The following is a 9,800-nucleotide window of genomic DNA, read 5'->3' on the forward strand; positions in this document are numbered from 1 at the left end:
GAATCTTTTAATGCGAAAATAAAAGCTTTCAGAAGTCAATTTAGAGGAGTCAGAAAAATTGATTTTTTTCTATTCAGATTATCCAATCTTTTTGCTTAGTCCCCAACTTTTGAACTTGATCCAAAATATATATAAAAAAACAATCCGAATTATCCAAAATTGAAACCAATAAAAAAGCCTCTTCGAAAGAAGAGGCTTTGGATATCTTAAAATTGCTTGATTACAATTTATTAACGAATTTAGTTAATTTAGATTTCAAGTTAGAAGCTTTGTTATCATGAATAACATTCTTTTTTGCTAACTTATCAATCATAGAAATTACATTTGATAATTTAGCAGTAGCATCTGCTTTATCAGTAGCTAAACGCAAAGCTTTAATTGCATTACGTGTAGTTTTGTGTTGGTATCTATTTAATACTCTTTTTTTCTCGTTGCTTCTTATTCTTTTTAAAGCTGACTTATGATTTGCCATTTTTACTTTTTTTTTAATTGTAATAATTATTTTAATTATTAGTTAAAAAAGAAAAACCTCCCACAATTACACAAATTACGCAATCACTTTGGTTTTAACTAATAAAACAAACACCAGAGACACTTGACATTTGTTTCACAAAACTATTTCACAACTAATTTGTAGTCCGTAGGGGAATCGAACCCCTGTTACCAGGATGAAAACCTGGCGTCCTAACCCCTAGACGAACGGACCATTATTCCTCTAAGAAAGTTAAGAATCTATAATAAGATTAACTTCGTAGTCCGTGGGGGAATCGAACCCCCCTTACCAGGATGAAAACCTGGCGTCCTAACCGATAGACGAACGGACCAAATTCCTTATAAACTTTAGGAACAATATTTCAATTTTCGTAGTCCGTGGGGGAATCGAACCCCCCTTACCAGGATGAAAACCTGGCGTCCTAACCGATAGACGAACGGACCATTGCGTTACATTATGCAGTGCATTTCTGTATTGCGGTTGCAAAGATACAACTGTTTTTTAATTCCGCAAGAGCTAAAGCAAAAAAAATATTTTTTTTTAATATGCTTTCGCAAAAAACACTCTCTTATTCGATGCTTTCCCAGTAAACACACAGCTTCCCGCCTCTTCAACGCCCTCCAAAGGAATACATCTTATGGTTGCTTTAGTTAACTCTTTGATTTTTTCTTCAGTCTCAGCAGTACCATCCCAATGTGCTGATACAAAGCCTCCTTTATTCTCTAAAACATCTTTAAACTCATCAAAGCTATTTACTTCGGTAATATGTGTCTCACGATAATTAAATGCTTTATTAAATAAATCAGACTGAATTTGCGTTAATAATTCGCTTATATATGCTGCAATTCCGTCTTTAGATTTTACTTCTTTTGTCAAAGTATCTCTTCTCGCTACCTCAAAAGTTCCATTTTCAAGATCTTTTGGACCTACTGCAATTCGAACAGGAACTCCTTTTAATTCCCATTCTGCAAATTTAAATCCTGGTTTTTGAGTCGTTCTGTCGTCAAATTTAACAGAAATACCCAACTTACGTAAATCAGCAATTAAATGAGCCACTTCATTAGAAATTTGCTCTAATTGCTCATCTGATTTATATATTGGTACAATAACTACTTGTATCGGAGCTAAATTTGGAGGTAACACCAATCCCTGATCATCAGAATGTGTCATCACTAAAGCCCCCATCAAACGAGTAGAAACTCCCCAAGAAGTTCCCCAAACATATTCCTGTTTTCCTTCGGCATTAGCAAACTTCACATCAAATGCTTCTGCAAAATTTTGTCCCAAAAAGTGCGAAGTACCTGCCTGAAGCGCTTTCCCATCCTGCATCAAGGCCTCAATACAATAGGTTTCTTCTGCACCTGCAAAACGCTCTGTTTCGGTTTTCAATCCTTTTACCACCGGAATAGCCATAAAATTCTGAACGAAATCAGCGTAAACGTTCATCATTTTCTCTGATTCCTCAATTGCCTCTTTTCTTGTAGCATGAGCCGTATGCCCTTCCTGCCATAAAAACTCAGCTGTTCTTAAAAACAATCGGGTTCTCATTTCCCATCGTACCACATTAGCCCATTGATTAATCAATAAAGGTAAGTCTCTGTAGGATTGCACCCATCCTTTATATGTTGACCAAATAATAGCCTCACTTGTAGGACGAACAATAAGTTCCTCTTCTAACTTAGCATTAGGATCTACAATTAATTTCCCTGGTTTATCCGGATCATTTTTTAATCGATAATGAGTTACCACGGCACATTCTTTAGCAAAACCTTCGGCATTTTTTTCCTCGGCTTCAAACATACTTTTAGGAACAAACAATGGAAAATAAGCATTTTGATGCCCTGTTTCTTTAAACATTCTATCTAACTCCGCTTGCATTTTTTCCCAAATAGCATAGCCGTAAGGTTTTATAACCATACAGCCTCTAACTCCTGAATTCTCGGCTAAATCAGCTTTAACAACCAGCTCATTATACCATTTCGAATAATCTTCTGATCTTGTAGTAAGGTTCTTACTCATATTGAATAGTTTGGCACAAATTTTGTTTTGTTTTATTTAACTAAATAGTTTGGCAAAACTAACTATTTTTGTAATGTGCAACAATAAAAAACCCAATAGATATGAAAACAAATATTTTTTCATTGCAAAAAGCGCATAATTACCTATACCTAGGATTACTAAGCCTTTTTATGGTTTCTTGTGGTTCTTTTCAAAACAGTTCTTATTATGAAAACGACGGAATATACTCTGTTTCAACGGATAGACCTGTAGAAAAAAATACTCCTTCAAGCAATTATTACAGAGATTATTTTAGTTCACTCCAATCAGACAATCAATCTCCTGAAATATTTACAGATGTTGATAGCTATAATAATTTTGACACAAATAACAGTAATTCATACACAAGCTATGCGGGCTGGGGAGACAATTCAACCAAAACAACTATTAGTTTTTATCCTGATTATTGGGGAATGAATTATGGTTTTGGATGGAATAACTGGGGATGGAACAATTGGGGAATGAACTATGGTTTTGGATGGAACAACTGGGGAATGAATTATGGCTATGGTTGGAACAATTGGGGATGGAATTACCCATATAGCTATGGTTATTACGGATGGAATTACCCATATTATGGTTATAACAATTATTACTATAGCAATAATAACTTCGGTAGTCGAAGAACCTACTCTTACAACCCAAGCCGCAGAGGTTCATCAACAAACAACAACGCTTCTTACAGCAACTACACTTCACAAAGAAGTTACACACCTACTAGAAGTTATTCTAACAGCAACAGAACACCTGTTTTTACAAATTCAAGAACATACAATAACTCTCAATCTACTACAAACAGAAGAAGTAGTTCTCAATACCAAAACGATAATAACCAACAAAGTAGAAATTATTCAAGAAACGAGAGTTACACTCCTTCTAGATCTTATAGCACTCCTTCCTATAGCAATGAAAGCAGCGGAAGATCCTACGGAGGCGGAGGAAACAGCAGTAATACCGGTGGTGGAGGTGGCGGTTCCAGATCATATGGAGGAAGCAGAAGATAATTTATCGACTAAAACTTAAAAAAACTGCAATGAAAAAATATATTTTACTATTTCTACCCTTACTAACTTTCAACACTGTAATTGCTCAGGAAATTACAGATGCTGTTAGATTTAGCCAGGAAAACCTAAACGGGACAGCAAGATTCAGAGCATTAAGTGGAGCATTTGGAGCACTTGGTGGGGATTTATCATCCATAAATGTCAACCCGGCAGGTTCAGCAATATTTGCAAACAATCAAATGAGTGTAACAGCCAGCAATACCTCTACTAAAAACAATTCCAACTATTTTGATTCCAGAAATTCTGAAACAAATAATTCTTTTAACTTCAACCAAGCTGGATTAGTTTTTGTTTTCAAAAACAACAACAGAAACAACAACGGCTGGAATAAATTTTCTTTAGCAATAAACTACGACAACAAAAACAATTTTGACAACAAAATTGGTTCCTTCGGTATTAATCCTACTACTTCAATTGGTGATTATTTTGTAAGCTATGCTAATGGCATTCCTATAAGTAATTTTGCAAATTTAGACAGTTATCGCAATCTAGACTATGCTACTCAACAAGCTTATTTTGGTTTTAAAACCTATATAATTGATCCGGCAAACAACGATCCAAATCCCAATGATTATATTTCGAATATTGCAGAAGGAGGCAACTATTACCAAGAAAACACAGTTACCACCAATGGCTATAACGGAAAACTATCCTTTAATGCTGCAGCAGCTTGTAATGACAAACTTTACCTTGGTATCAACTTAAATTCACATTTTGTAGATTACACTCAATCGTCTCTTTTTTACGAAGACAACAACAACCCATTACCAACAGCACCTGACAGTTACAGAGTCAATAAAGTTCAATTCCAAAATGATCTGTACACTTACGGTTCTGGTTTCTCATTCCAACTGGGAGCTATAGCAAAAATTACAGCTGATGCAAGAGTGGGAATTGCTTACGAATCACCAACATGGTATAAATTAAACGATGAACTTACCCAAAGATTAGTTGCTGTAAGTGCTAATACATCGGGAGAATTAGACCCTGAGGTAATCGATGAAAATATCACCAATGTTTATGCTCCATACAAACTACAAACTCCCGGAAAATTAACAGGAAGCTTTGCTTATGTGTTTGGAAAAAAAGGATTAATTAGTATAGACTATAGTCGTAAAAATTACAGCAAAACCATATTCAAACCTGAATACGATTCTTATTATCAAACCTTAAACAATAGTATGAGTCAAATTCTAAACAAAACAAACGAAGTAAGATTAGGTGCCGAATACAAAATAGAAAGACTTAGCCTAAGAGGAGGATATCGTTTTGAAGAAAGTCCATACAAAAATAAATCAATAATAAGTGACTTAAATAGTTTTTCAGCTGGTTTAGGATATAATTTTGGAGGAACAAAACTAGATTTAGCTTATACTCATTCAAATAGAAATTCACAACAACAATTCTTCACTAAAGGACCGACTGACAGCGCAAGAATAAACTCAATTCAAAACACTATTTCTTTAACACTTTTATTTGAGTTGTAATTCTTTTCAAACAATCTAAATTAACCGTCTTGTCTTTTTTAAACAGGACGGTTATTTTTTATAGTAAACCCAAATCGATACAAATCATCAATACCTTTTTTAAGAAAAGCACAAATAAAGAGATAAAAAAAGCAAAAGCCCTTTAAACACATTCAATTTGAAGAAAAAAGCGTAATTTTGCCATCCAATTTACAAACCTATGAGAACTAAGTCTTTAAAAAAGAACAAAATAAACGTTATCACCCTTGGGTGCTCTAAAAACATATACGATAGTGAAGTACTGATGGGACAACTTCGTGCCAATGGCAAAGAAGTAGAACATGAAGCTCCCGCAGATAAAGAAGGAAACATTATTGTAATCAACACTTGTGGTTTTATTGACAATGCAAAAGCAGAATCAGTAAATATGATTTTAGAATATGCAGATAAAAAGGAAAAAGGCTTAGTTGACAAAGTTTTCGTTACAGGATGTTTATCTGAACGTTACAGACCCGATTTAGAAAAAGAAATTCCTAATGTAGACCAGTTTTTTGGCACTACTGAATTGCCTCAATTACTAAAAGCATTAGGTGCTGATTATAAACATGAATTATTAGGCGAAAGACTAACCACTACGCCTAAAAATTATGCCTATTTAAAAATTGCCGAAGGTTGTGACCGACCATGTAGTTTTTGCGCTATCCCACTTATGCGCGGAAAACACGTTTCGCAACCAATTGAAAAATTAGTCAAAGAAGCAGAAGGTTTAGCAAAAGACGGAGTAAAAGAATTAATCCTAATAGCTCAAGATTTAACCTATTACGGACTTGATCTTTATAAAAAACGCAACCTTGCTGAATTACTGGAAGCTTTAGCAGAAGTTGAAGGAATTGAATGGATTCGTTTGCATTACGCCTTCCCTACCGGTTTTCCTATGGACGTTTTAGAATTAATGAAACGAGAACCAAAAATCTGTAATTACATTGACATTCCTTTACAACATATTTCCGACTCTATTTTAAAATCAATGCGTCGCGGAACAACACAAGAAAAAACTACTCAATTATTAAAAGATTTCAGAGCCGCAGTTCCAGGAATGGCTATCCGTACTACTTTAATTGTAGGCTATCCGGGAGAAACTCAAGAGGATTTCGAAATCCTAAAAGATTTTGTTCAGGAAATGAAGTTTGATCGATTAGGATGTTTTGCTTATTCTCATGAAGAAAACACTCATGCTTATTTACTGGAAGATGATGTTCCAGACGATGTAAAGAAAGATCGTGCGAATGAAATCATGGAATTACAATCTCAAATTTCCTGGGATTTAAATCAAGAGAAAATCGGACAGGTATTTAAATGTATCATAGACAGAAAAGAAGGCAGTCATTTTGTAGGTCGCACCGAATTTGACAGCCCAGACGTGGATAATGAAGTTTTAATTGACGCATCAAAATTCTACTTAAAAACAGGGGATTTCGCTATGATAAAAATAATTGACGCTACCGAATTCGATTTATACGGAGAACCTGCATAAATAAAATCTTAGTTATTTTTTTAAAAAACAATTAACATGAACAAGACACAATTTTTCTTTGTAGTAGCGTTAATACTAATATCATTCAACACCGTATTTGCACAATACGGATACGGAAATGGATATGGCGGTTATGGAATGGGTAGAAACAGCATGAGTCAAATGAGTCAACCCGATACAAAGCCCAAAGAAATTCCTGTAGAAGTAACTGTGGGCAAGATTATGGAGAAATTAAAACCAGAGTTAAATCTTGACGAATTACAAACTATTGCCATTGCAAATGTTTACACCGATATCATTAAATCGCAAACTGCGATAATGAAAGACGAAAAAATGAGTCAGCAACAAAAATCTGATGAGATTAAGGCGCTTTTTGAAGTAAACGAACGAAAAGTCAACGAGTATCTAAACGAAGAACAAAAACAAAAATATAAAGCACTCAAAGAAGAGCGCGGAAAAGAAAAAAAAGACAAAAAAGATAAAAAGAAAAAGAAGAAGGAAGACGAATAGTTTTCCTTTTTTAATAAAAAACAATCGCAATGAACAAACACCTCAGTTATATCATCCCGGCAATTATTATCTCTTCCTGTTCTACCAATCCTTATAAAAAAAGTGAAAAAGAATATGATTCAAAATTAAGAGTCTTAAAAGTTCAGATGTCATCAAAGGAACTTGAACCATTACCTATAGTAACTAAGGTAACTATCAATATTGATAGTGTATATTCAAAACAACTATATACTTTTAAAGATAGTATTTTTAAAGTAGGTTCTACCAAACTTGAAAATGGCATCCATACAGAATGGATAAGCACAGTAAATTTCAATCTTAGAAAACCTAATTTCATAATCATCCATCATACCGCACAAGATTCACTTCAACAAACAACAAAAACGTTTACAAAAACAACGTCACAAGTTAGTGCTCATTATGTAATTGCAGATGATGGACATGTGGTACAAATGCTCAACGATTATTTACGAGCCTGGCATGCAGGAATTAGTTCTTGGGGTAGAAACACTGACATCAATTCCTCATCTATTGGAATCGAACTAGACAATAATGGTGTTGAACCTTTTTCGGAAGCTCAAATTACAAGCTTGATGGCTTTGTTAAGTAAATTAAAAAAAGATTATAACATACCTACACAAAATATTATTGGTCATTCAGACATTGCTCCATCAAGGAAAAAAGATCCAAGCGCACTATTTCCTTGGAAAACTTTAGCTGAAAACGGATTTGGTATCTGGAAAGACGATGTTCTACCTCTGGCTCCGCTTGAATTCAATCCTGAGCTAGCATTAAGAGTTATTGGCTATAATACTAAAAACTTAAATGCAGCCATCACTGCTTTTAAATTACATTATATGCCTGAAGAAGTCAATGCAATTTTAGACCAAAATACACTTAACACAATATATTCTATTTATTTAAAACAATAAAAAGAAAGTTTATTAAAAACGAAAAGAGCTTTGAAAATAAATTCTAAGCTCTTTTTTTGTAGAAAAAAATTAGATAAAAAAACTGCCAAGACACAAATGAAAAGTGCTTGACAGTAAAAAAAATTATGTTGTAATGAACCTGGTTAGGGTTTGGGTTTTGATTTCTTTTTTCTTAGAATCCGTAAACTAAAGCAATTGAAGCTTGAGTGAAAGATTTTGTAGGAGCCATATCTGAATCAACAAATAAATCATCTTTACCAGAATCTAATCTTAATTCAGGTATAACTGTCAAACCACCAACTTTATAATTTCCTGATAAAGTAAACGCTGTTACTGACGTATCTCCTGATCCTTCTTTAAATTTAAAATACTCACCACGTAGTCCTAATCCAAAATTATCTGTAACTGCAATTGAAGGATATAATGCAATACCTGAATAACCTACATCTCCTTCATTTGAAAAATCAGCAGAGTTCAAACCTAATTTGAATTTTTCAGTCAATTGGAAAGTTGCAGTTAAGTCAATAATAGTTCCACTTACTGATCCATCCATGAAATTAAGATATGCACTAATTTTATCTGTTGGCATGAAAGACAATTGAGCACCTACAGCATTCAATCCTTTAAAATCATCCGCTTTATAGCTATTCCATGAATCATTGAAAGCACCTACCATTAAACCTACTTTGTCAGAAATCGCATAATTTGCTTTTACTCCTGCATTTTGGAATGGACCATTAGTAAACATATAAGAAGTTGAATAATGGAAATTAGCTAGCGGCGAAATCACTTCATAACCTACAAATGTTCCCATGTAACCTGCTGTAAAGCTTAATTTATCAGTAGCTGCATAAGAAACATACAAATTTTGAATGTGGAATGATTGTCCACCTACATCTGGAATAGATTGTTTTTCTCCTCTTGGTCCAAAAGAAACCTCACCTACGAAAGAAGTTTTACCTGTTGTTTTTTTCAAAGCGATATCAATCATACCTAATGACACTGAATTTTGATCTGTTGCAAAACTTGTAACTGGTCCACCACCTGCACCATTAGAATTTGAATATTTTGAAAAATCATATTTGTAGTAAACATCAGCAGAACCTGAAATTTCCAAAGGTTTGTCTTGTGCAAAAGTCACACTTCCTGTCAACGCTAAAGCTAAAATAAAAATTACTTTTTTCATGTTTAATTGTTTTGGTTATTTAAATTATTATTATACAAAAGACGATATTAACATATTATTCTCAGTATTTAATACATTTTTAACTTCTTTCTTGAGGCAAATGTATCAACTTTTAATCTCAGAAAAATAAAAAAACATAACTTTTTCCCTTTTTTGACGTCGAATTATCAAAAAACAGAAATAAATTAAAATTTAATACGTTTTTTCCATTTTTCGATATCAAAAACAAGAATATATTAACGACAAAAAACACCTAAACCCTTAAAAAAACATACCACATAAAGATAAAAACAATAAAAATAAACACAAAAACAACAAAAAAGCACAGTTAAAAACAAACAACCCCATAAAAAAAAGGGGGTATCTTGAAATTTAAAGATTTACAAGTTTGTTAAAAAACTAAATCTATACCAAACAAAAAACCTCCCAAAAAGTAGTCATGGTCGGAAGATTATTCTTCCGACTTTTTTTGTTATATAAGTCATATAAATCAATAATTAGATCCATAATTTTATGTGTTTATATTGCTTAAATGAATGAAATTTCTTATATTTATA

General features: G+C 33.3%; 8 protein-coding genes and 3 tRNA genes. 5 read left to right on the forward strand and 6 right to left on the reverse strand.

Annotated elements, in window-relative coordinates; genetic code table 11:
• Positions 1–220: 220 nt before the first annotated feature.
• From rpsT to proS, 5 genes are all read right to left on the reverse strand, one after another.
• A complete protein-coding gene (gene rpsT / locus AAEO59_RS16085) occupies positions 221–472 on the reverse strand; it encodes a 30S ribosomal protein S20 (RefSeq protein ID WP_341701771.1) in 252 nt (83 codons plus the stop codon).
• A gap of 162 nt (positions 473–634) precedes the next feature.
• Positions 635–706 (reverse strand) — tRNA-Glu (locus tag AAEO59_RS16090).
• A 46-nt stretch (positions 707–752) separates the two neighbouring features.
• A tRNA-Glu gene (locus tag AAEO59_RS16095) sits at positions 753–824 on the reverse strand.
• A 40-nt stretch (positions 825–864) separates the two neighbouring features.
• Positions 865–936 (reverse strand) — tRNA-Glu (locus AAEO59_RS16100).
• A gap of 97 nt (positions 937–1,033) precedes the next feature.
• Entirely contained in the window at positions 1,034–2,512 is a 1,479-nt protein-coding gene (gene proS, locus AAEO59_RS16105; RefSeq protein WP_341701772.1) for a proline--tRNA ligase, read from the reverse strand.
• Between the two features lie 101 nt (positions 2,513–2,613).
• Between proS and AAEO59_RS16110 the strand changes: the two genes are divergently transcribed.
• The 5 genes from AAEO59_RS16110 to AAEO59_RS16130 all read left to right on the forward strand — a co-directional run bounded on the left by AAEO59_RS16110 (position 2,614) and on the right by AAEO59_RS16130 (position 8,057).
• Positions 2,614–3,555, forward strand: a complete 942-nt coding sequence (locus AAEO59_RS16110) for a hypothetical protein (RefSeq protein WP_341701773.1) — start codon at positions 2,614–2,616, stop codon at positions 3,553–3,555.
• A 29-nt stretch (positions 3,556–3,584) separates the two neighbouring features.
• Positions 3,585–5,102, forward strand: coding sequence for an OmpP1/FadL family transporter (locus tag AAEO59_RS16115; protein ID WP_341701774.1), 1,518 nt, complete (start codon positions 3,585–3,587; stop codon positions 5,100–5,102).
• A 199-nt stretch (positions 5,103–5,301) separates the two neighbouring features.
• Complete coding sequence (gene rimO, locus AAEO59_RS16120; RefSeq protein WP_341701775.1) at positions 5,302–6,615, forward strand: 30S ribosomal protein S12 methylthiotransferase RimO; 1,314 nt, start codon at positions 5,302–5,304, stop codon at positions 6,613–6,615.
• Between the two features lie 36 nt (positions 6,616–6,651).
• Positions 6,652–7,125 carry a hypothetical protein gene (locus AAEO59_RS16125; protein ID WP_341701776.1) on the forward strand — a complete coding sequence of 158 codons (474 nt, stop codon included), beginning with the start codon at positions 6,652–6,654 and terminating at the stop codon, positions 7,123–7,125.
• Positions 7,126–7,154: 29 nt separating this feature from the next.
• Complete coding sequence (locus AAEO59_RS16130; RefSeq protein WP_341701777.1) at positions 7,155–8,057, forward strand: N-acetylmuramoyl-L-alanine amidase; 903 nt, start codon at positions 7,155–7,157, stop codon at positions 8,055–8,057.
• A 172-nt stretch (positions 8,058–8,229) separates the two neighbouring features.
• Here AAEO59_RS16130 and AAEO59_RS16135 read toward each other — a convergent pair whose 3' ends face one another.
• Entirely contained in the window at positions 8,230–9,243 is a 1,014-nt protein-coding gene (locus tag AAEO59_RS16135; protein ID WP_341701778.1) for a porin, read from the reverse strand.
• Positions 9,244–9,800 lie beyond the last annotated feature (557 nt).

It is taken from the genome of Flavobacterium flavipallidum (assembly GCF_038289905.1).
GTDB classification, from domain to species: Bacteria; Bacteroidota; Bacteroidia; order Flavobacteriales; family Flavobacteriaceae; genus Flavobacterium; species Flavobacterium flavipallidum.

What these genes read in the sequence shown, in the direction of transcription:
- AAEO59_RS16115 (WP_341701774.1), top strand. Translation starts at nt 3,585, where the DNA reads ATGAAAAAATATATTTTACTATTTCTACCCTTACTAACTTTCAACACT.
- AAEO59_RS16135 (WP_341701778.1), bottom strand. Translation starts at nt 9,243, where the DNA reads ATGAAAAAAGTAATTTTTATTTTAGCTTTAGCGTTGACAGGAAGTGTG.
- AAEO59_RS16110 (WP_341701773.1), top strand. Translation starts at nt 2,614, where the DNA reads ATGAAAACAAATATTTTTTCATTGCAAAAAGCGCATAATTACCTATAC.
- proS (WP_341701772.1), bottom strand. Translation starts at nt 2,512, where the DNA reads ATGAGTAAGAACCTTACTACAAGATCAGAAGATTATTCGAAATGGTAT.
- AAEO59_RS16130 (WP_341701777.1), top strand. Translation starts at nt 7,155, where the DNA reads ATGAACAAACACCTCAGTTATATCATCCCGGCAATTATTATCTCTTCC.
- rimO (WP_341701775.1), top strand. Translation starts at nt 5,302, where the DNA reads ATGAGAACTAAGTCTTTAAAAAAGAACAAAATAAACGTTATCACCCTT.
- AAEO59_RS16125 (WP_341701776.1), top strand. Translation starts at nt 6,652, where the DNA reads ATGAACAAGACACAATTTTTCTTTGTAGTAGCGTTAATACTAATATCA.
- rpsT (WP_341701771.1), bottom strand. Translation starts at nt 472, where the DNA reads ATGGCAAATCATAAGTCAGCTTTAAAAAGAATAAGAAGCAACGAGAAA.